Source organism: Nocardia sp. NPDC058499 (assembly GCF_042719915.1).
Lineage (GTDB): Bacteria > Actinomycetota > Actinomycetes > Mycobacteriales > Mycobacteriaceae > Nocardia.
The window spans coordinates 124,486-145,161 of record NZ_JBHXMZ010000012.1 but is presented as its reverse complement, the minus strand read 5'-3'; the positions used below and the strand labels follow the sequence as shown (position 1 = coordinate 145,161).

Sequence of the window (20,676 nt, the reverse complement as noted above, 5' to 3'; positions counted from 1 at the left end):
TTCGTCCGTCCATTCGACTCTGGAGCGTACGGCGGCCGGTGGCGCACCGGTACGTGGAGTTGTGGAGCGGTCCCGACGGGCGGTGGAGCATCGCGGAAGTCGTTCCATCCATGCTGGTGCGCCTCCGCTCCGAGCTCCTTCCTACTGCCTTCATCTCTTCGTGACCAACCCTCGATTCCGTTACATAGCCGTTATGCATGACCGGTGGTTTGAGCCACTTGCGCCCTGTGGTGGGATCGATCGCTACCAGGGAACGCCCGCTACCCGCGCCTTTTCCCGCCATCGACCGCCATATGGCCGGAAAAGGACGTATCGGCGGTCAAACCTGTCGATGACATATGTCACGTGGACCCGGCGGTGACAAGATACGGTCGGCGTCCCCCGTTCGCTCCCCGGTGGTGCGTGGTCTCACCGAGTCGACGCTCGCGCCGCCATGGTGTATTCATGGCGTGTTGTGCCAAGCAAGGCTGTAGTGAGGTTCGGATTCGACGGGGGAAGAGTTCGGCGTCGCAGCGGGAGGACTGTGCGTGTCAGGATGGACTTCGTCTCGATGGACGGTGGCGCTCGCCGGTATGGCGGCCGCGATAGCGGTGGCGGGTTGTAGCTCCACCATCGAGGGCCGGGCGCTACCGGCGACCGAAACCGGGACCGTGGACGCCGTGGATGTGACGACCACCCCCGATGCCGGTGACCGGACAACAACCACAACCACCACCACCGCACCGACCACCACCGAAACCGACGAAGACGGTATCGCCGGCTTCGACGCCGAGGTCGGCGATTGCGTACTGCTCGGTGGCACCACCACCGACGCCGATATCGAAGAGGCGTCCTGCGGTACCGCCACTTCGAACTATCGGGTGATCGGGAAGGCCGCGCGCAGCAGCGACTGCGTCGGCGACGCCGACAACTTCTACGCCGAAAGCCGCAACGGGATCGAGACGGGCGCCCTGTGCCTGGATATCGACTGGGTGATCGGCGGCTGTATGGATGTGGGCAGCGGTAGCACCGGGCCGGAGCGTATCGATTGCACCGAAACCACTGCGGTGGACGGGGTGAAGGTGGTCGCCATCGAGGAGAACGCCGACGATGTCAATGCCTGCGGGGCCGGCAGCAGCGGGTACGTGTATTCCGAACGCCGCTTCGTGGTGTGCGTCGAGGAGCTCTGAGGGCCCGCCGGGTACGAAAAAACGAGCGGGCCCGCGGGACCCGCTCGTTTTCCGGTACCGGAGGATCCGGTGTCAGATGGGCCGGAAGCCGGAACCGACACCCGCCCGGTTGTCGATATCGCCCATGATGGTGGATATGTTCGTCCCCACCTCGGGGCCGAAGCAGGCGATCGCGAGATAGGCGTTGACCATGCCGACCAGTGTCGAGCCGACGACGACCGGCGCGCCGGAATCGCCTTCCATCACGCACATCTGCGACCAGGTCTCGATACTGCTGGCGAAGATATCGCCGTAGGCGATACCGCAGGTGTTGCCCGTGGTGCGTCCTTCCTTGCAGACGATATTCGGGAACTGTGCGGGCCCGCCGACTCCGGTGATGCTGAGGTTGCCGACCCGGTTGACGGGGGTGACCCGGCCCGGGTCGAACTGCAGCACCGCATAGTCGAGTTCTTGGTTCGAGTACACGAAGCGGCCGAGCGTTCCCGCACCGGGATCCTGTTCGGAATAGACCTCGTGCCCAGGTGTTCCACAGTGTCCCGCGGTGAGCCCGACCAGGCGGCCGGCTCCGTCGTGGCCGATCGTGGTGAGCGTGCACTGAATCGCCATATCGGACATATGACCCGGCTCCGAAGAGACGATCAGCCCTGATCCGCCGCCGAGTACGGGCCGGCCGGGATCGGCTGCCGCCGTCCCCGGTCCGAGTAGTGCCGCACTCAGGGCGACGGCGAAGACGGCACCGGCCGCCTGGGCTAGTTTCCTGAACATATCCCTCCAGACCTCGAAGCCCGCACGATATCAATGTGTGGCACCTCATCGTGGCAGCAACGGCCGCGACGCGCGCCCCGAGACACCGCTACCCGCGGGTTACCTTGTGTCCCTGGGTGATTCGGCTGTTCGGTCGAGCATTCGGCCGGTGAGCGCCGTGTTCGGCGGAGACTGCGCGAAACTCCGGCCACGATACCTTCGGAAGAATAGCTCAACGCTATTAATTGCCCCCGTTCCTGCTACGCGCGTCGAGTAACGGTCGAATCTCCATGTTGCCGCGAATCGGTAATTTTCAGGAAAATTATCCGTTATTTATGTGAACGGCCATTCTCTGCCGATCTACATCTCTGGCGCGCTTATCCGCCGGTCAGCTGTATGTTCTTCCAGAATCGTGGAACTCTCATTGGGATACGTACCAAGAAGTGCTGGATAACTCGATGGTCACGCCACGGAGTGATGAACGTCTGTGACAGCCCTCACCCGTCTAAGGTGTGTTCCGCACTACTACGTAGTAAGGTGCCTCAAGCAAACCAGTCGTCGGGGTAGGTAACCGACGTCGAGAGGGGTTAGTCAGTGCAGTCGACCAAGAGTCCACCAACAGGTTCTCGGTTGAGCGGAGCGGTCGAGTGGACGCGGGACTATTGGCGCGACCACCCCCGGCGTTCTTTGGAGACCCTCGGCCGTCAGATGACGATGGGTGTCGAGGCCGTTACCGAGCTCGTGGTCAGTATCTTCCGCGGCCGTTTCCCGCTCGCGGAGTTCATCCGGCAGTGTGCGTTCATGGCCAATGTGGCCGCGGCACCCACTCTGCTGGTCGCCATTCCGATCGGCGTCATCGTATCCATCCAGGTCGGATCGGTTGCGCAGCAGGTCGGCGCCACCTCGTTCATCGGTGCGGCCAACGGCCTGGGCATCATTCAGCAGGGTGCGCCACTTGTCACCGTTTTGATGATCGCCGGTGCCGTCGGTTCGGCCATCTGCGCCGACCTCGGATCCCGGACCATTCGCGAGGAAATCGACGCCATGAAAGTCATGGGTGTCGATCCGCTGCGCCGACTGGTCGCGCCCCGTCTCGGCGCGGCAATGGTCGTCAGCGTGCTCCTCTGTGGTTTCGTTGTCTTCGTCGGATTTTTGACCGGCTACATTTTCAATATTTTCGTCCAGGGCGGCACCCCGGGGTCGTATATCTCGACCTTCGCATCGTTCGCAATTTCGCTCGATCTGCTTGTAGCTCTGCTGAAATCGCTGTTGTTCGGTCTGCTCGCGGCAATCATCGCCTGTGATACCGGATTGAATACCCGCGGTGGTCCGGGTGGTGTCGCCAACTCGGTGAATACCGCCGTTGTCATGTCCGCGGTGATGTTGTTCGGAGTGAATGTGATCTTCACCCAGGTGTACAACACCTTGTTCCCACCTCAGGTGGTGTGAACCGGTGTCCGCAACCTATGTACCTCCGCTGCTGAAACCACTTCAGCAGCTGCGTAAAACGGCCGGCGCTCCGGTCGATATGCTCGCGCGGCTCGGACACCAGGTTTTCTTCTTCCTGCGGTCCATCGGTTCCATGCCGCTGGCGTTCAAGCAGTACCCGAAGGAAGTATGGCGGCTGCTGTCCGATGTCACCTGGGGCAACGGAAACCTCATCGTCGGTGGCGGAACCATCGGCGTGGTGCTCATTCTGAGCGCGTTCGGTGGTATCACCGTCGGCCTGCAGGGCTACACCTCGCTCGACCTGCTCGGCCTGAGTCCGCTGACCGGCGCGATCTCCGCATTCGGCACGACACGCGAACTGGGGCCCCTGCTCGCCGCGCTGGCCTTCGCCGCCCAGGCGGGCTGTCGATTCACCGCACAACTCGGCGCGATGCGGATCTCCGAAGAGATCGATGCGCTGGAATCGATTGCGATCCGGCCGCTGCCCTACCTGGTGAGTACCCGGATGATCGCCGCGATGATCACCATCCTGCCGCTGTACTGCCTGGGTCTCGCGATGGCCTACATCTCCTGCTCTCTCACGGTGCAGGTGATCGGCGATACCGCCAGCGGTACATATCAGCATTACTTCTATCAGTTCCTGATCCCGACAGATGTCCTGTATTCGCTGCTCAAAGCAATACTCTTCGTCGCCATCACCACGTTCATCCAGTGCTACTACGGCTTTTTCGCTTCCGGTGGCCCGGAGGGCGTCGGTGTGGCGGCCGGTCGCGCGATCAAGATGTGCATCATCGTGGTCGTTTTCGTCGACCTTTTCATGACCTTGGCCATCTGGGGTGTCGACCCCGGTATCCGGATCTCGGGGTAGCGCAATGATCATCGATCCGAGTGGGCGCGGGCCCACGATGAAGCAATTGCTCATCGCCGGCGTATGCGGCCTGGTTGTCTTCGCAGTGGTCCTCGGTTTCCTGATGGCCCGCTACCAGGGCTATTTCGTGGAGAAGGTGCGGGTCACCGCGAACCTCACAACTACCGGTGACGGACTGCCACAGAAGGCGGATGTGAAGTTCCGCGGTGTCCTCGTGGGTGCTGTCGAAACGGTGTCGGTGGCCGCCCAGGGCGAACTCCAGCAGGTGAATATCGAGCTGAAGCCCGAGTTCGTCGATCAGATTCCGGCGAACGTCACCGCCCGGGTGGTGCCCAGCAACCTGTTCGCCGTCACCTCCGTGGAGTTCCTGTACAACGGTCCTGCCGAGGCTCACCTCGAAGAGGGCTCGCAGATCCCGGAGGACAAGAGCCAGGGCACGATCGCCCTGCAGGACACACTGACCACGGTTCAGAACATCCTCGACCGGATCGACCCGATGCAGTTCGGCCGTGTCCTGGGCACTCTTTCCTATGCCCTCGACGGCAGCGGCCGGGCGCCCGGATCGACCATCGAGCGGATCGACCACTGGCTGACCTCGGTGGACGAGTCGATTCCGGACCTCGGTGTCTTCCTGCAGGATTTCGCGGATTCGACGCATGCGCTCAACGAGTCGGCGCCGGAACTGATGGACGTCCTGGCGTCCTCGGTACAGACGGCGAAGACCATCGCGGACCGGCGCGAGCAACTGGTCGATGTGATCTCCGGCGCCGGCAGCATGGTGGATCAGGTCAACGATCTGTTCGCGCGGAACCCGAATACCGGTAAAGAGCTGACCGTCGGACTGAACCAGACCTTCGGTGCGCTGGCCGCGAACCCCGCCTCCATCACCAACGCGATCAGCAATCTGAATACCTCGGCGCGCAACCTGCGCACGACGTTCACCTGGGGTCCGCAGCAGCAGATGGTGTGGAACGCCGGTGTTTCGTTCACCCCGTTCAATCCGAACACCGTCGCGGACTGCCCCCGCTACGGCGACCTCGCCGGACCGAGTTGTTTCACCGCGCCCGCCGTGGCCGATCCCGGGTACCTGCCCGAGCAGATGAAACCGCGCCGGCTGCCCGCCGCCGACGGCCTGCCGGTGCTGCCGCCGATCCCCGGTCTGCCGCCGATCCCCGGTGTCACCAGCGAGGTCGGCGTCCCCGCCCCGGCGGCACCGCCTGCGAACAACCCGTTCGCCGGTACGCCGCTGGAAGGTTTGTTCCCGCAGGGTCTGCCGCAGCTTCCGGGCCTGCCCGGTGCCCCGGCCCCCGCGCCGGCCGCCCAGCCCGGTGACCAGCCGCCGGCCCCGCCGGCCGAACCCGGTGCGGCCGCACCGGCGGCAGACAGTGAGAACGGTGCCGCTCCCGCGGCCCGGCCGATCGCCTCCTATGAGGGCGATGCGGCGGTGGCGGCCCTGCTCGGCCGGCAGCCGACCTCAGTGGAGTACCTGATGTTGAGTTCGATTCTCGAAGGCGGAACCTTGCGAGTGACCGAGGAGGCGTCCGCGTGAAGGGCGTCCGGAAACCGCTGATCGGCTTCAGCCTGTTCGCAGTGGTATCGGTGCTGGTCACCGTGCTTGTGTGGAATACGCTGGCCCGCACCGTGGACGGTGATACGAAATCGTATTCCGCGGTCTTCACCGATGTGCTGGGTCTGCGTGAGGGCGACGATGTCCGGATGGCGGGCGTGCGCGTCGGGAAGGTCGAGAAGATCGAACTGACCGGCGAGTCGAAGGCCGAGGTCAGCTTCATCGTCCAGGACGATCAGACCCTGTTCGGTAACACCAAAGCGCTGGTGCGGTACCAGAACCTGATCGGCCAGCGCTATGTGGCGCTGGCGCCGGGCTCCGGCGGGGATACGACCGAGCTGGCGGAGGACGCCACCATTCCCGTCGATCGCACCGAGCCGTCCTTCGATATCTCGGCGTTGCTCAACGGATTCCAGCCGCTGTTCGAGGTTCTCGAACCCGAACAGGTGAACCGGCTCTCGGAGACCTTCATCCTCGCCCTGCAGGGTGACCGGGTCTCGTTGAGTTCCTTCATCACCCAGGCGGCCACCATGGCCACCGATTTCCAGCGGCGTGACGCCATTCTCAGCGATGTGATCACCAACCTCAGCGGTGTGATGGCGGGCCTGGCCAAACGAGGGGGCGAATTGGAGACGCTGATAACTCAGACGAGGGCGCTGATCGGCGGTCTGTACGAGCAGGGCCAATCGCTGCTCTCCTCGACCGAGCAGATCGCGGGTGCCACCACCGCGCTCGTCGGAATGGTGGGCAATATCCAGCCCAAACTGGAGGCGGTCCAGAATTCGACACGTGACGCGCTGACCCTGTTCCTGGCCAATGGCGCCAAACTGGATCAGGCCGCGATCGACCTGCCCGCCATCCTCGCCGACGCGGGACGATTCACCTCCGAAGGAGCCTACGCGAACGCGTATATCTGCCGGTTGGATGTCTCGCTGTACGGAGTCCTGTTCCCCCGCGGTCTGTTCTCGCAGATCGGCGGCAATTCGCAATCGGCGGTGTGCCGGCCATGATGACCAAATTCAAAACCTGGTTCAACAACAACCGCTACTTCGGGCTCGGCATCATCGGCGTCATCGTGGTCGCCGTACTGGTTCTGGTCTCCAGTGGCTTCCGTAACCTCGGTATCGGCGAGCAGTCGATCAAGGCCGAGTTCGTCCAATCCGCGGGTATCTCCGTCGGCGACAAGGTCAATGTGGCCGGTGTGCCGATGGGCCGGGTATCGGGGGCCGAACTCGAGGGCGACCACGTCCTGCTCACCCTCCAGGTCTCCAATGATGTGGAACTCGGACCCGATGCGCGGGCAGCCATCAAGATGGCCACCCTGCTCGGCGCCCGCTACGTCGACCTTCAACCCGGTGACGGTACGGGCCTGTCCGATAACCGCATCCCGAAGACCAATACCGCGGTCCCCTACGATCTCGCCGATGTGGTCGACAAGGGCACCCCGGAATTCCAGGAGCTCGACCCCGGCAAACTCGCCGAATCGCTGAACCTGTTCAACGAACAGCTGGAGGGCTCCCCGGAGCTGGTCGCCCAGTCGCTGGACAGCATCGGAGCCTTGGCCAAGGTGATCGACAGCCGCAAGGACGATGTCGAGCAGCTGCTGAAGGACCTCGACCGGGTGACCACCATCCTGGCCGACAACCGCAACAGTGCCCTTCTCATCATCACCCAGGGCGAGGCCATCGCCTCGCGGGTGGTGGAACGCCAGCAACTGCTGCGGACCCTGCTGGACAATGTGGCCACCCTGACCGCGCAGCTGCAGGCGATCGGCGCGCAGAACAACAATCAGTTCACCACCACGCTCGATCAGCTCAACACCATGGCCGCGGGCCTGCAGAAGAACAAGGACAACCTCGACCGGTTGCTGTCGATCATGCCGCCGTCGGTGCGTTACCTGGCCAACGCCTGGGGTAACGGCAACTACGCCGAGGTCGGTATCCCGTGGTTGTTCCCGGACAACTGGTTGTGCTTCGCCCAAGTCGCCGAGGGGTGCCAGGGATGAATCCGTTGAACATCGACCTCGTGAAGAAGGCCGCGAAAACGCTGGTCATCGGCGCGTCGGCGCTGGCGCTGGGCAGCTGTTCGATGGTGAACAGCGTGGTCGGCGGTGATATGAAGATCACCGCGGATTTCGAGAACATCGCCGGTATGTACGAGGGCAACCCGATCACCGTGCTCGGGCTCGAGGTCGGCAAGGTCGACAAGATCATCCCGCACGGTGATCTCGTGGAAGTCCATATGAGCATCGACGGCGATGTGGAGATCCCGAAATCCGCCAAGGCCGTGGTGATATCCCCGTCGATCGTCACCAACCGGCATATCGAGTTCACGCCGCGCTACGTCGAGGGCGAAACACTCGAAGACGGCGACCACCTGCCGTTGGAGAAAACGGATGTGCCGGTCGAGCTGGACACCATGCTCAAGACCATCGATCAGTTCGCCGACGCACTGAAACCACAGGAGGGCCAGGAAGGGATCGGCCCGCTGTCGGGCCGGGTGCTGTACCCGATGCTCAACGGTCAGGGCACGAAGATGCGCGACACTCTCAACGCGCTGTCCAGTGCGCTGAAGGTCGGTGTCGACAACAAGGGCGCCATCGCCAACATCATCACCAAGCTCAACGAGCTGACCACGATGCTGGCCGAGAACGACCAGGCCGTCCGCGATTTCAGCAACCAGGCCACCCAGATGACGACCATGCTGGCCGAGCAGGCACCCGGTCTGCAGGCCACGCTGCAGCAGCTCTACGACTTCCTGAACAACACCAGTTCGGTCTTCGGGCAGCATCAGGATCAGCTGGTGGACACGCTGACCCGGATGAACACCGTGATCGAGCAGCTGCGGCAGAACGCGCACGGCGTCACCGAGGTGGTCGACGTCGCGCCCATGCTGCTGCAGAACATCCACCGCTCGATGAACTACGAGCAGGGCTACGTCCGGTTGCACGCGCTGATCGGCACCAACCTCGCGGGTGGCGAACTCGTGAGCCTGTTCTGCGAACGGATTCAGATGCGATCCGACGGCTGCCGGACCGGCCGGCCCGAAGATTTCGGACCGGACTTCGGACTCACCGCCGCACTGCTGGGACTGACGAAATGATACGAACAATCCGACGCGCCCGCCGCACCGTAGCCGTCCTGGTGGCGGCCGGTACGGTGGCGCTGGCCTCTGGTTGCGGCCTGACGGTGGAGGATATTCCGCTGCCGAAGCCCGGCGCGAGCGGGGAAACCCTCGGGCTGCGGGCGGTATTCGACAATGCGCTGAACCTGCCCGACCAGGCCAAGGTGAAGGTCGGCGGTTCCGATGTCGGCGTGGTCACCAATATCGAAACCAAGAATTTCCAGGCGATCGTCGATATGGAAATTCGCAAGGATATCGAACTCCCGATCGGGACCACCGCCGAACTGCGCCAGGCGACCCCACTCGGCGATGTCTTCATCGCGGTCGCCAAACCGCAGACCGAGCCCGGGACGGCCCTGCTCGAGGACGGCGACACCCTGCCCATCGAGCAGACCTCGGCCGGCGCCACGGTGGAGGAATTGCTGCTGTCGGTATCGCTGATGTTCAACGGCGGCGGTATCGCCCACCTCACGCGGCTCGGCACCGAACTCGATTCCATCGTCGGCGGGCGCAGTGACCAGGTAGTCCATCTGGTCAACCAGATCACCGGCGTGGTTTCCAGTATCAACGCGAACTCCGCGCGAATCGACAGTGTGCTCGGCGAATTCAGCGTGCTGGCCGGCACTCTCGAAAGCCGCCGCAACGAACTCGGCCAGGTCGCCGATACGCTGCCGGATATGATCGGCGCGGTCGCCGAGAACAACCGGGCGCTGGGTGATCTGCTGAGCAAGATCTCCACCACGAGCGCCGCGCTCGGGGATTACGCGAACACCTCCGGCGGCGATCTCGCGGGCACCCTCGACAGTCTGAACAGCCTGATGGCGGCGCTCGCGGCCACCGGGGACAAGTTCGGTGCGCTGATGGATATCCTGCACGAACTGCGCGGTCCCGTCGATGCCACCTTCCGCGGCAGCAGCCTCGCCGCTCAGGTCAATGTCACCAATCTCGATATCGCGATGCTCACTGCCCCGGGCACCAGCCACTTCTACGACGTGCGTGATCTACAGGATTTCGCGGGCAGCCTGATCCAGATCCTCCAGGTCGTCCAGCAGCGCGTGGGAGGCCAGTGATGTTGAAGAACAAAATCCTGTGGTCGAACCTCGGTATCGTGCTGGCGCTGCTCATCGGCGGAACCTATCTGATGGTCAACGTCATGCGGGTGAACCCGCTGCGCAGCACCTACACCGTCATCGTGAACCTGGACCGGTCCGGTGGCCTGCAAGAAGGTAACGACGTCACGCTGCGCGGCTACCGGGTCGGCGAGGTGAGCAGCCTCGAACTCGTCGGCAACGGTGCCGGAATCCAGGCCGAAGCCGAGATCGAATCCAAGTGGGATATCCCGGTGGATACGAAGGTCGCGGTGCAGGCCCTGTCCGGTGCCGGCGAGCAGTACATCGATTTCCGGCCCGCCGGGAACCAGGGGCCGTTCCTGACCGACGGTTCGGAGATCACCTTCGACCCCGAGCGGGTCAGCACTCCGGTCCCGATCTCATCGGTCCTGGAGAACTCCAGCGACCTCATCGCGCAGGTGAACCCGGAGCATTTCTCGGTGATCCTGAACGAGCTCGATATCGCGCTCAGCGGTGGACCCGATCAGCTGCGTTCGCTGATCGAGGGCGTCAGCCTGGTCTCGGCCGGGCTGGAGAATCTGCTGCCGCAGACCACGAACCTGATCGCGAATCTGCAGACGATTGCGGCCACCACCTCCCAGGCCCAGCCCGACCTGGGCACCCTGACCGCGAACTCGCAGGTACTGTTCGACCAGTTCAACAAGGCGAATGCCGAGCTGGTGAAGGTGCTGGACCAGGCGCCCGGACAGTTCGCCAGCGTGACCGCGACGCTGGACGCCACCAGCGATCCGATCACCACGCTGCTGAACAACTTCGTCGCCGTCACGCGTGCGGCGCAATTGCGTCAGCCGGCGCTGGCGGCGCTGTTCCCGGCGCTCGAACTCGGTGGCGCGGCACTGGGCGTACCCGCCCATGACAACGAATTCCACGCCATGCTCGATATCTGGTTCCGGCCCTACTGCCAGTACCAGTCCACTCCGGTGAAAACCCAGATCGTCCAGGACGGCACGCTGCCGAAGTGGAATTACTGTGACAATCCCCCGCCCGGCCAGCAGATCCGCGGCGCGGCCAACGCACCGCGACCGGATGTGCCGAACAACGGCGCGCACATCCCGCCGGGTGTGGATCCGAACGAACGTACGCTGCCGCCCGTGCGGTAGTAGGAGACCGGTCGTCCGGTGCCGGGTGCGACGGTGCATACTCTCGCAGAGATGCCCGCCACACCCGGCGCTCGTTTTCCGGCCGGTAGATTACGGCGCGTCCGCAGAGAGGCGCCGGGAAGGTGTGAACAGTACAGATGTCCTCGAAAAAACCCAGCTCCGACCCCTTGGAGCCGGAAGGCACTGGTGTGCCGGCGGACGACGCGGCTGAGCACACCACACCCTCCGGTAGTTCATCGACCGACAGCGCCGCGGCGGCAGATCCGGCCGGTCCGGCTGAACCAGCGGACAAGGCAGCCGGGGAGTCCGCCGATTCGGACGCTACGGAGAAGGCCGCGAAAACCGACCCCGATGCCACGGTGAAGGCCGGGAAATCCGCGGACGCCGATGCCACGGTGAAGGACGAAAAGCCTGCCGACCCCGACGCCACAACGAAGATCGGGAAGCCTGCGGACGCCGATGCCACGGCGAAGGTCGATGAACCCGCCGACGCGGACGCCACGGCGAAGATCGACGGCCCGGACTCGGCCGGCGGCGGAAAAGGCGAATCGGCCGCCGCGGAACCGACGGTCGCGCTCGGGAAATCCGCAGCCGGAAAAGCGGCCGAAGCGGGCAGCGAAGATGCCGTAAAGCAGGCGCAGCAGTCCGGTGCGGGCGAACCGGAAACCGGCGCCGAGGCGGCGAAGTCTTCCGGCCTGCGCTCGCGGTTCCCGCTGCCGGTGCTGGCCGGCGCGGCCGTGCTGGTGATCGCGGCCTTGGTCGCGGTCGGTGTTTTCTTCTATCTCGCCAATGATCGCCAGACCGAACTGGACCGGCGTGCCGCGGCCACCAAGGCCGCCTGCGATTTCGGGAACAGCTTCGCCACCTATACCGGCGACAAGGCCGACGACTACGTATCACGACTGGATCAGAACGCGACCGGTGAATGGAAGAAACTGGTTTCGCAGATCGGCCCCGACCTGAAGGCCCGGTTCGCCGAGACCCAGGTGAACTCCACCGCCGCCGAAGTGCAGTGCGGTTACGAATCCGGTGACGGTGACAAAGCACGCGTGGTGCTGGTGATCGACCAGCAGTTCACCACCGCCGGCGGCCCGCAGCAGCAGGCTCCGGGCCGGGTCAAGGTGGCGGCCAATGTCGATATGGAGAAAGTCGACGGTCGCTGGATGGTGGCGAATTTCGATACGCCGATGATGCAGCAGTAGCTCCCGGCCGCGAGACGAATCAGAAGTTAGGACTCGAAGCTATGGCGAAGAACGAGACCGCGGCAGCGCAGGACACCGACGGCAAATCCGGGCTGCTCCCGGTGGTGATCGCCTTCGTCACCGGCGTGGTGCTGGTGGCGCTGGTCGCCGCCGGGGTGCTGTACTTCCGCGCCTACCAGCAGAACAACGGCGAACTCGCCGCGCAGGACGAATCCACCCGGACGGCCTGCGATTTCGCCCGGGCGACCAACACCTACGATTTCGAGGGCGACCTCGACGGTTTCATGCGGGCAATGAAGGACGGCGCCACCGCTGATGTCGTGGGCTCGGTGGAGCAGAACTGGGACGTGCTGCGCCAGTTGCTCACCGAATCCAAGGTGAAGTCCTGGGTCGACGAAGCGAGTTGCGGTTTCCAGTCCGGTGACGAGAAAAGCGCCAAGGTCCTGGTCAATATCGGTCTGATGAAGACGAATGCCGTAACACCCGAACCGAAGCGGCAGGATATTGCGGTGGTCGCGGGTCTGGAGAAGGACGGTGACCGCTGGATCGTCAACCAGTGGGATCTGGCCATGCTGGCGGGCGTGGGCGGCGATCCGGCCCAGGCCGCGCCGGGTGCTCCGGCACCGGGCGGTCCCGCTCCGGCGGCCCCGGAAGGCCAGCCGGCTCCGGCGCCGTTGCCGGGCAACTGATTTGGGCGCCTCCGGCGGTGGGTCGAGCCACCACCGCCGGAGGCTATTCGGGCGGTATCCAAATATCCGTACCACGGCGACAACAGCGCGGGCGCCGCACCTGATTCAGAACAGGTGCAGTGCCTGCGCTGTTGTCGCGTAGTCGGCGGCCGGGCCGGCCGCCGGTTCCGCAGCCTTCCCTGCTGCCGCGGAGGTTTCGAGCACCGGGCGTGGACCGGCCGGATCGCCGGCGGTCGCGCTCATGGTGGTTTTCTCGCTGATGGCCGGGCGGGCGCCGGTGGTGGGGAGGTTGTCGCGCGGGGCGGTCGCCGCTGCCTTGCGGGCGGCGGCACCGGCCAGCGCGTCGGCCTGTTCGTTGAAGTAGTTGCCCACATGTCCGCGCACCCAGCGGAACCGGACCGGGCCCGGCCGGGCGGCGATGGCGTGGTCGATATCGCGGATGAGTTCCACATTCTTCACCGCGCCGCCGGTGGAGGTGCGCCAGCCGTTGTTACGCCAGTTGGGCAGCCATTCGGAAGCGCATTTGATCGCGTAGAGCGAATCGCTCTCGATCAGCAGCGGGTCGGAGCCGGGGTGGGAGCGGATGGCCTCGAGGACCGCGCGTAACTCCGCGATCTGATTGGTACCCGTTGCCGCGCCGCCGCTTTCGGCGCCACCTGCATGATCGACCCACGCCCAGCCGATGGCCCCGCCGGGGTTTCGCAGGCATGAACCGTCGGTACTCACGATGATCATGGCAGTACCCTACGCAAGTCGGCCGACAAGATCTGTACCGTGCAATTCTTCGATGGCCGCGCGCAATCTCGATTCGCTGCGGCGCAGCGCGGTGCGCAGCAGCGCCTTGCGTGGACGATCGCGCAAGGGGGCCGCGAAACCCCGTGAACCGGTGTAGTCGAGCTCCGAGGTGAGTACCGATCTGCCGCGGCCGAGTGGATCGAAACGTAGTGTCAGACAGGCGCTGAGCGGTCCGCCGATCAGGGTGTAGCCGATCACCGCGTCCTGGCGGTGTTCGGTGACCTCGCAGTTCAACACCGGGCGCCACAGCCCGAACCGGAACCGGATGCCGTACCGGGCGCCGAGCCCGCGGTCGATTTCGCCCTGCATCGAAACGTGTTCGGCACCCGTCAGCCACTCCGTCATGGACCGGGGGTCGTCGGCATAAGCGAAAGCCACGGTGATCGGCGCCGTCACATCGCTTGCGTACTTGATGAAGCCCACGGGCCCTCCCTCCACGGCTGCCCGACAAAAATACTATAGCCTTCCGCTTTATTTCCGGCAGTCCGGGAATCGATAGCCGTGCGGCGCGTATGTGATGTACGGCCGAATCGTGCCGGAATCGTATCAGAGCAGGTAGGCATCGAACCTGGTGTGACCAGCGTACGTTCCACGGAGACGAGCATCACACCGGTGCGGCTGTCGCCGGATCCGGTGACCATATGCGCCGCAGGTTTTCGCGGGCGGTGTCAGGGGTACATAACAGCAGCCGGCGAGCGCCGTACTCGACTGCCGTGCGCAGGCACCCCGGCCGATGATGTCCGGCTGCGCGGGAAACCTGGTCCGGCGCTCGCCGGCCCCGTATCAAGCGAACATTCCGGGCTTCCGGCCTTCCCCCGGCGGCCCCGCGAAGGCCTGTGCGATCGTCAGCCACCGGGTGGCATCGCTGCCGGTCGCCTGGAGTGCCAGATCGTCCGGATGGCGCCGCTGCGTCACCAGCAGGCAGAAATCGAGCGCCGGTCCGGTGACCCGCTGCTGCGCATCCGGCGGACCCCAGGACCACAGCGCGCCCGACGGTGCGACGAGCTCGACCCGGAATTCCGCCGCCGGAACCGGCAGTTCCCGGACCATATAGGCGAAATCCCGGGTGCGTACACCGATATGCGCGACCGCGCGTAGCCGATCGGTCGGTTCACGCCGGACGCCGAGCGCGTCGGCGATATCTTGACCGTGGGCCCACGTTTCCATGAGCCGCGCGGTGGCCATCGACCCCGGGCGCATGGGCGGCCCGAACCAGGCGACCTTGGCATCGCCCGCTATGCCGCGCAATGCCGCGTCCAGGGCCGTCCGGCCGCTGCGCCAGCGCTGTAGTAGGGCGGGGACCGGCATATCGGCGGCTTCGGCCGCGGCGTCGTCGACGAAGGTGGTCACCCGGTCGGCGGCCTCGGTCAGCAGTTCGGTGAAGGTCGTACCCCCGGTTCGCGCGTCGGTGGCAGACAGCCCGGCGACCTCGTCGGTCCAGGCGAGATGGCCGATCTGATGGGCGATGGTCCAGCCGGCGGCCGGGGTGGACCGGGCCCATTCTGCGGGTGGGAGCGGTGCGACCAATGCTTCGAGTGCGGCGCTCTCGGCACGCAGGTCGTCGAGCAGGGTGAACAGGTCGGCCATGGGCTCAGCATTCCAGCGGCGCGGGCCAAATACAAGCAAGCGTGCTTGTATTTTCTGGCCGGGGGCCTACCAGCCGAAGATCAGCAGGTGGGTCGCGCCCACGAACAGGCCGAGTACTGCACCGTGCAGATACAAAAGCCAGGCGTCCTGTTCGACCGACGCGTAGAACATCTCCATGAACTCGCCGGGGGTCAGCTGCTGGAGTTTGCGGGCGGCGAACTCGTCGATCTTCTCGGCCTGCTCCCGGATGAAATCGGCATCCCCGACCAGCGCCGGCGCCAGCCCCACGGCCGCACCGGCCGCGCCCACCTTCAGATTGTCGAACTGGCGGCGGCCGAACGCGGCACGGACCACCGAGGTCGTCCGCCCCAGTTGCCGGTGGATCTCGTCGGAGATGAGTTGTTCGAGCAGTCGCCGGGTCTTGTCACCGTTCGGACCGTTCAACAGTTCGTTGGACAGGTTCGGCAAGGTCAGTACCTGATAGGCGAGAATATGCGCCAGATCGGTGGCCGCCTGCGGCTGCCGTTTGGCCAGCAGGGCCTGCTTCCACAAGTATTTGTAGCGCGGTTGCGGATCACCCGGGGTGAACACCACCCGGATGGCGATGATATTCACCACCACACCGATCAGCGCGGTCACCAGCAGGACGATCACCCAGGCCGGGACCCAGCCCCATACCGGGATGTCCTGATGAATATGCAGATACAACGCGAGCAGCAATCCGAACGGCGCACCGAGCAAACCGACCCGGACCATGAATTTCAGCTCCGGAGCCGCGATGGTGGTGGTGAGATCCTTGAGGATATGCGGGTTGTCCTGCAGATAGCGGATGACGAAACCCTTGATATCGATCAGCTGATCGACATTGTCGCCGAGCGAGGTGAACGCCTTCTCGCACAGTTCCGGCATCTCCCGCTCGACCCGCTGATAGATGAGCTGGCGCATCGGCCGCGGCAGGCTCTGCCACAAGTCCGGGTTCTCCCGGTTCATCACCTCGTCCACGATGGGCTTCACCTGTTTACCGGCGAGGGCCGCGACATAGTCGGCGATACCGTCGAGATCGAGTTCGTGAATGAAATCGCGGGGACTACCGATTCGCATCAATGCCTTGTCGACACAGATACTCGCCATTTTCTCGGCCCGGGCCGGAATGAAACCCTGGAACCCGAGCCGGGAACCGTCCTCGGAAAATGTGGGCAGCACCTGCACCCGGCGGGGGAGATAGGGGTAGAGCACCGCGAGCCCCGGAATCCGGACCCCGCGGAACAGCAGCGGCCAGAAGAGCATCACCACACCGGTCCAGTTGGTGAACCAGCCGGCCGCCGCGCTGAATATCGGAAAACTGATCAGGTCGACCACGAATTTGGTCTGCCCGGTGAGTTCCTCCCAATCGATCAACACTCCGGACGAGAGTGAGATCATCGCGCGCTCCCCTTGGGCCGGATTGTGGATTCGATGATCACATTGTCACCGGGCCGTCTCGAGTGTCAATCAGCGCCCCCACCTCGCCGCCGGGCACCGCTGCCGGGCGGGCGGCCCGAAGGTGGACATCCACCACCCACCGCGGTGGAACCGGAATAAGGTGCCCACATGACCGATCCTCAGGCCGCCGCCACCGCGCTGTCGACCTTCCTCGACGCCGTCACCACCGGGAACCTGGAAGTGGTCGACCTGACCACCGCGCTGAGCAGTTCGACCCCGGCGTTACGCCTGCCCGCCCCCTTCGCCAATCTGATCGATTTCAGCCTGGAGGAGGTCAGCGCCTACAACGAACCCGGCCCGTTCTGGCGGCACAACAACATCCACACCGGGGAACATGTAGGCACCCACCTCGACGCACCGGTGCACTGGGTCACCGGCCGCGACGGCGACGATGTATCGCAGATTCCGGTGCGGCGGTTGATCGGCCGGGCGGCCGTTCTCGACCTGACCGAGCAGGTCGCCGCGGATCCCGATTACCTGCTCACCGTCGCCGATGTCGAGTCCTGGGAACGGACCCACGGCCGGCTGACCGCGGGGACGTGGCTGTTGCTGCGCACCGGCTGGGAATCCCGGGGCGATTCCGAGGCAGCGTTCCTCAACGCCGACGACACCGGTTCCCATACGCCCGGCGTGGCGGTCGATTGTGCCCGGTGGCTGGCCACCGAACGGGAGATCACGGGGCTGGGTGTGGAGACGGTCGGGGTGGACGCGGGGCTCGCCGGTGGGTTCGATCCGGCCTTCCCGGTGCACCACTACTTCCTCGGCAACGACAAGTACGGCATCACCTCGCTGCGCAATCTCGGCCGGTTGCCGGCGGTGGGCGCGATGCTGGTGGTGACCCCGTTGCCGATCGTCGGCGGCACCGGTAGCCCGGCGCGGGTGCTCGCCGTGATAGATCCGGACGGTGCTCTCGGATGACGGCTGTGCAGTATCCGGCCGGCGCGGAGGGTGAGCTGATATACGGCCCCACTGTCGCCGATGTGGTGGGACGTGCACTGGCCGACCTGGGTGCCGGTCATGTCTTCGGGGTCGTCGGTAGCGGGAACTTCGTGCTCACCGAGGCGCTGCGCCGGGGCGGTGTGCCGTTCACCGCGACCCGGCACGAGGGCGGCGCCGCGACCATGGCCGACGCGTATACCCGGATGTCGGGGCGGGTCGGCGTGGTGTCGCTGCATCAGGGTTGCGGTTTGACCAATGCGATGACCGGTATCGGCGAGGCCGCCAAGAGCCGCACCCCGATGATTGTGCTGACCGCCGACAGCCCGGCCGCGGCGCTGCGCGCCAATTTCCGGATCGATCAGGACGCGCTGGTCCGCAGTGTGGGCGCGGTGAGCGACCGCGTGTATTCGGCCGCGACCGCGGTTGCCGATGTGACGCGCGCGTTCCGGACCGCCGTCGCGCAGCGGCGCACCGTGGTGCTGAATGTGGCCATCGATATCGCCGCCGCGGCGTGTTCGGTGACCGGGCCGGTGACGGCAGTCGTGGCACCGGCGCGGGTCCGGCCGGATGGCGGGTCGGTGGCCCGGTTCGCCGAAACCTTGTGCGCCGCGCGGAAACCGGTCTTCGTCGCGGGCCGCGGCGCCCGAGCCGCCGGCCCCGCCGTCGCCGAATTGGCGCGGGCCTGCGGTGCACTGGTCGCCACGTCGGCGGTCGCGAACGGCTTGTTCGCGGATGACGAATTCGCCCTGGGTATCTCCGGCGGTTTTTCGTCGCCGGCCACGGCCGAACTCATTGCCGGCGCGGACCTGATCGTCGGCTGGGGGTGCGCGCTGAACAACTGGACGATGCGGCACGGCCGTCTGATCGGCGCGGACGCGCGGGTTGTTCAGGTCGACGACGATATCGATGCCCTCGGCGCGCATCGTCCGGTCGATTTCGGGGTTCTCGGCGATTGCGCTGCGACCGCGCGGGATGTGCTCACCGAATTGCGTTCGTCCGGTTCGGCCGGCCAGATCGGTTACCGCACCGGTGATATCGCGGAGCGTATCGCGAAAGAATCGCGCTGGCAGGCTGTTCCGGTCGTCGACAGTTCCACTGCGGAGCGGATCGATCCCCGGGTGCTGACAATCGCGCTCGACGAGATCCTGCCGCCGGAGCGGATCGTCTCGATCGATTCGGGGAACTTCATGGGCTACCCGGCGACCCACTTGTCGGTGCCCGACGAGTTCGGTTTCTGTTTCACCCAGGCTTTCCAATCGATCGGCCTCGGTCTGCACACCGCCGTCGGCGCGGCCTTTGCGCAGCCCGGCCGGATCCCGGTACTGGGTGCCGGAGACGGCGGATTCCTGATGGCGATCGCCGAACTGGAGACCGCGGTCCGCGCCGGATTACCGCTGGTGGCGATCGTGTACAACGATTCCGCCTACGGTGCCGAGGTCCATCATTTCGGCGACGCCGATCACGCCACGGTGACCTTCCCGGAAACCGATATCGCCGCCATCGCCGAAGGTTTCGGTGCCACCGGGGTGACGGTGCGCTCGGTCGGCGATCTGGCGCCGATCCGCGAGTGGGTGCGGCAGTATCGGAAGGACGGGCAGTCGCGACCGCTGGTGATCGACGCCAAGATCACCAGCGACGGCGGGGCCTGGTGGCTGGCGGAGGCGTTCGCCGGCCATTGATCAGCCGCGATCATCGACACCGCCGCCTGGGCGAACGCCGCGACCTCCCGGGCAGTTGCGGGCCGGTTCAGTGATGTGGACCGGAGGACCGGGACCGGCGATAGTCGATCGGTGCACTTCCGGTCCATCGGTGGAAGGCGCGACGAAACGCGCTGGGTTCGGAATAGCCCAGGCGGACTGCGAGATCGGCGATCGACTCATCGCCGTGCACCAGCGCTTCGACGGCGCGGTCGCGCAGGATCTCCTCTTGGATCCGGCGCTGGGTGGTGCCTTCGGCGCGCAGTAGTCGTCGCATATGCGGTGGGCTGATCGACAAACGCCGGGCGAGTTCGCCGGCACCGAGCCAGGGTCCTTGCGGGTTGCGTTCCAAGATCGTGCGCACACGTGCCGCGGTGGTCGCAGTTTGCTGTGGCGCATAGAGGAGCGCACCGGGCGCGTCGCGAAGGAACCGCTTGAGGTCGGCTTCGTCTCGCACAACCGGTTTGGTCAGCAACCCGGCGTCGAACGATATCGCGGCCCGCGGCGCACTGAATCTGGGCCGTACGCCGAATATGAGCGCGTAGTCCTCGCTCAGGTACTCCGCGTCGAAGGGAAACTCCAATGACTGCAGGGCAAGCGGCGATCCGATGAGCCATCCGGCGAAACGGTGCAGGCCACCGGCCATGGCAAAGACGACCACCGGGTCGATGTGCGGAACCGGTTGCTCTTCGCTGGTGACCATGGCCAGACCCGCCTCGTCGGTGCGCAGCGTCCAGCGGATACCGGTGGTCACAGTGGTCAACTCCAGCATCCGCGCCAGCGCGGTGCGCAGGTCCCGGGTGTGGATGATGGTCAGACCGGCCAGTCGCAGTGTCCCGCGTGCCACCGGTCGTGGTCCCAGCCCCAGCAGTTCGTCGTCGGTTTGCTCCCACAGCGCCCGGATGACACCGGTCGCCTGCTCCGGTGTCATCCGGGCGCGGTCCTCGGTATAGAGCCGCCAGTCGAGCCCGGCACCACGAAGTGCCTGTTCCACATCGAGGCCGCGTTTCATCATCGATTCGACGGTGGCCCGGAAGAACCGCATCGGAATCGTGTGCGCCACGGTGGCTCCTTCGGCATCGCTGAGCGGGCTCGTACCGTACCAGTGACGATGATCGTTTCGGTCCCCCAAATG

Annotated in this window: 19 protein-coding genes; 13 read left to right on the top strand and 6 right to left on the bottom strand. The window is 65.2% G+C overall.

The window, feature by feature from the left end; all coding sequences use genetic code 11:
* Positions 1-527 precede the first annotated feature (527 nt).
* Entirely contained in the window at positions 528-1,169 is a 642-nt protein-coding gene (locus tag ACFWPH_RS29370; protein ID WP_378755418.1) for a hypothetical protein, read from the top strand.
* Positions 1,170-1,241: 72 nt separating this feature from the next.
* On the opposite strand, the gene ACFWPH_RS29365 is transcribed toward ACFWPH_RS29370, so the two are convergent.
* On the bottom strand, positions 1,242-1,934 hold the full coding sequence (locus ACFWPH_RS29365; protein WP_378755417.1) for a serine protease: 693 nt from the start codon (positions 1,932-1,934) through the stop codon (positions 1,242-1,244).
* Between the two features lie 609 nt (positions 1,935-2,543).
* Between ACFWPH_RS29365 and ACFWPH_RS29360 the strand changes: the two genes are divergently transcribed.
* The 10 genes from ACFWPH_RS29360 to ACFWPH_RS29315 all read left to right on the top strand — a co-directional run bounded on the left by ACFWPH_RS29360 (position 2,544) and on the right by ACFWPH_RS29315 (position 13,041).
* Positions 2,544-3,362 carry an ABC transporter permease gene (locus ACFWPH_RS29360; protein WP_195055954.1) on the top strand — a complete coding sequence of 273 codons (819 nt, stop codon included), beginning with the start codon at positions 2,544-2,546 and terminating at the stop codon, positions 3,360-3,362.
* Positions 3,363-3,366: 4 nt separating this feature from the next.
* Positions 3,367-4,230, top strand: a complete 864-nt coding sequence (locus tag ACFWPH_RS29355) for an ABC transporter permease (protein ID WP_280417910.1) — start codon at positions 3,367-3,369, stop codon at positions 4,228-4,230.
* Positions 4,231-4,234: 4 nt separating this feature from the next.
* Entirely contained in the window at positions 4,235-5,779 is a 1,545-nt protein-coding gene (locus ACFWPH_RS29350; RefSeq protein ID WP_378755416.1) for an MlaD family protein, read from the top strand.
* Positions 5,776-6,807 (top strand): MCE family protein, encoded by a 1,032-nt coding sequence (locus ACFWPH_RS29345; RefSeq protein WP_378755415.1) that lies wholly within the window; start codon positions 5,776-5,778, stop codon positions 6,805-6,807. Before ACFWPH_RS29350 ends, ACFWPH_RS29345 begins: the two co-directional genes overlap by 4 nt.
* Entirely contained in the window at positions 6,804-7,802 is a 999-nt protein-coding gene (locus ACFWPH_RS29340) for an MCE family protein (RefSeq protein WP_378755414.1), read from the top strand. Before ACFWPH_RS29345 ends, ACFWPH_RS29340 begins: the two co-directional genes overlap by 4 nt.
* Complete coding sequence (locus tag ACFWPH_RS29335; RefSeq protein WP_378755413.1) at positions 7,799-8,899, top strand: MCE family protein; 1,101 nt, start codon at positions 7,799-7,801, stop codon at positions 8,897-8,899. Before ACFWPH_RS29340 ends, ACFWPH_RS29335 begins: the two co-directional genes overlap by 4 nt.
* Positions 8,896-9,990, top strand: coding sequence for an MlaD family protein (locus ACFWPH_RS29330; RefSeq protein WP_378755412.1), 1,095 nt, complete (start codon positions 8,896-8,898; stop codon positions 9,988-9,990). The genes ACFWPH_RS29335 and ACFWPH_RS29330 overlap by 4 nt, the downstream gene beginning before the upstream one ends.
* On the top strand, positions 9,990-11,150 hold the full coding sequence (locus tag ACFWPH_RS29325) for an MlaD family protein (RefSeq protein ID WP_378755411.1): 1,161 nt from the start codon (positions 9,990-9,992) through the stop codon (positions 11,148-11,150). Before ACFWPH_RS29330 ends, ACFWPH_RS29325 begins: the two co-directional genes overlap by 1 nt.
* 137 nt (positions 11,151-11,287) lie before the next feature.
* Entirely contained in the window at positions 11,288-12,352 is a 1,065-nt protein-coding gene (locus tag ACFWPH_RS29320; protein ID WP_378755410.1) for a hypothetical protein, read from the top strand.
* 41 nt (positions 12,353-12,393) lie between these two features.
* Positions 12,394-13,041, top strand: coding sequence for a hypothetical protein (locus tag ACFWPH_RS29315; protein ID WP_378755409.1), 648 nt, complete (start codon positions 12,394-12,396; stop codon positions 13,039-13,041).
* A gap of 105 nt (positions 13,042-13,146) precedes the next feature.
* Here the strand turns inward: ACFWPH_RS29315 and ACFWPH_RS29310 are convergent, their stop codons facing one another.
* The 4 genes from ACFWPH_RS29310 to ACFWPH_RS29295 all read right to left on the bottom strand — a co-directional run bounded on the left by ACFWPH_RS29310 (position 13,147) and on the right by ACFWPH_RS29295 (position 16,845).
* Complete coding sequence (locus ACFWPH_RS29310; RefSeq protein WP_378755408.1) at positions 13,147-13,776, bottom strand: ribonuclease H; 630 nt, start codon at positions 13,774-13,776, stop codon at positions 13,147-13,149.
* 9 nt (positions 13,777-13,785) lie between these two features.
* Positions 13,786-14,259: an SRPBCC family protein gene (locus ACFWPH_RS29305; protein ID WP_378755407.1), complete on the bottom strand. Its 474-nt coding sequence runs from the start codon at positions 14,257-14,259 to the stop codon at positions 13,786-13,788.
* Positions 14,260-14,619: 360 nt separating this feature from the next.
* Positions 14,620-15,423 (bottom strand): TIGR03084 family metal-binding protein, encoded by an 804-nt coding sequence (locus tag ACFWPH_RS29300; RefSeq protein ID WP_378755405.1) that lies wholly within the window; start codon positions 15,421-15,423, stop codon positions 14,620-14,622.
* A gap of 66 nt (positions 15,424-15,489) precedes the next feature.
* A complete protein-coding gene (locus ACFWPH_RS29295; protein WP_378755404.1) occupies positions 15,490-16,845 on the bottom strand; it encodes a hypothetical protein in 1,356 nt (451 codons plus the stop codon).
* Positions 16,846-17,013: 168 nt separating this feature from the next.
* Here ACFWPH_RS29295 and ACFWPH_RS29290 point away from each other — a divergent pair, with 168 nt between their 5' ends.
* Together ACFWPH_RS29290 and ACFWPH_RS29285 are read left to right on the top strand one after the other, a co-directional pair.
* On the top strand, positions 17,014-17,823 hold the full coding sequence (locus ACFWPH_RS29290) for a cyclase family protein (RefSeq protein ID WP_378755402.1): 810 nt from the start codon (positions 17,014-17,016) through the stop codon (positions 17,821-17,823).
* A complete protein-coding gene (locus tag ACFWPH_RS29285; protein ID WP_378755401.1) occupies positions 17,820-19,523 on the top strand; it encodes a thiamine pyrophosphate-binding protein in 1,704 nt (567 codons plus the stop codon). The genes ACFWPH_RS29290 and ACFWPH_RS29285 overlap by 4 nt, the downstream gene beginning before the upstream one ends.
* Before the next feature lie 67 nt (positions 19,524-19,590).
* Here the strand turns inward: ACFWPH_RS29285 and ACFWPH_RS29280 are convergent, their stop codons facing one another.
* Complete coding sequence (locus tag ACFWPH_RS29280; RefSeq protein ID WP_378755400.1) at positions 19,591-20,604, bottom strand: AraC family transcriptional regulator; 1,014 nt, start codon at positions 20,602-20,604, stop codon at positions 19,591-19,593.
* Between the last annotated feature and the right edge of the window lie 72 nt (positions 20,605-20,676).

What these genes read in the sequence shown, in the direction of transcription:
- ACFWPH_RS29365 (WP_378755417.1), bottom strand. Translation starts at nt 1,934, where the DNA reads ATGTTCAGGAAACTAGCCCAGGCGGCCGGTGCCGTCTTCGCCGTCGCC.
- ACFWPH_RS29350 (WP_378755416.1), top strand. Translation starts at nt 4,235, where the DNA reads ATGATCATCGATCCGAGTGGGCGCGGGCCCACGATGAAGCAATTGCTC.
- ACFWPH_RS29340 (WP_378755414.1), top strand. Translation starts at nt 6,804, where the DNA reads ATGATGACCAAATTCAAAACCTGGTTCAACAACAACCGCTACTTCGGG.
- ACFWPH_RS29335 (WP_378755413.1), top strand. Translation starts at nt 7,799, where the DNA reads ATGAATCCGTTGAACATCGACCTCGTGAAGAAGGCCGCGAAAACGCTG.
- ACFWPH_RS29330 (WP_378755412.1), top strand. Translation starts at nt 8,896, where the DNA reads ATGATACGAACAATCCGACGCGCCCGCCGCACCGTAGCCGTCCTGGTG.
- ACFWPH_RS29325 (WP_378755411.1), top strand. Translation starts at nt 9,990, where the DNA reads ATGTTGAAGAACAAAATCCTGTGGTCGAACCTCGGTATCGTGCTGGCG.
- ACFWPH_RS29320 (WP_378755410.1), top strand. Translation starts at nt 11,288, where the DNA reads ATGTCCTCGAAAAAACCCAGCTCCGACCCCTTGGAGCCGGAAGGCACT.
- ACFWPH_RS29315 (WP_378755409.1), top strand. Translation starts at nt 12,394, where the DNA reads ATGGCGAAGAACGAGACCGCGGCAGCGCAGGACACCGACGGCAAATCC.
- ACFWPH_RS29310 (WP_378755408.1), bottom strand. Translation starts at nt 13,776, where the DNA reads ATGATCATCGTGAGTACCGACGGTTCATGCCTGCGAAACCCCGGCGGG.
- ACFWPH_RS29300 (WP_378755405.1), bottom strand. Translation starts at nt 15,423, where the DNA reads ATGGCCGACCTGTTCACCCTGCTCGACGACCTGCGTGCCGAGAGCGCC.
- ACFWPH_RS29295 (WP_378755404.1), bottom strand. Translation starts at nt 16,845, where the DNA reads ATGATCTCACTCTCGTCCGGAGTGTTGATCGATTGGGAGGAACTCACC.
- ACFWPH_RS29290 (WP_378755402.1), top strand. Translation starts at nt 17,014, where the DNA reads ATGACCGATCCTCAGGCCGCCGCCACCGCGCTGTCGACCTTCCTCGAC.
- ACFWPH_RS29285 (WP_378755401.1), top strand. Translation starts at nt 17,820, where the DNA reads ATGACGGCTGTGCAGTATCCGGCCGGCGCGGAGGGTGAGCTGATATAC.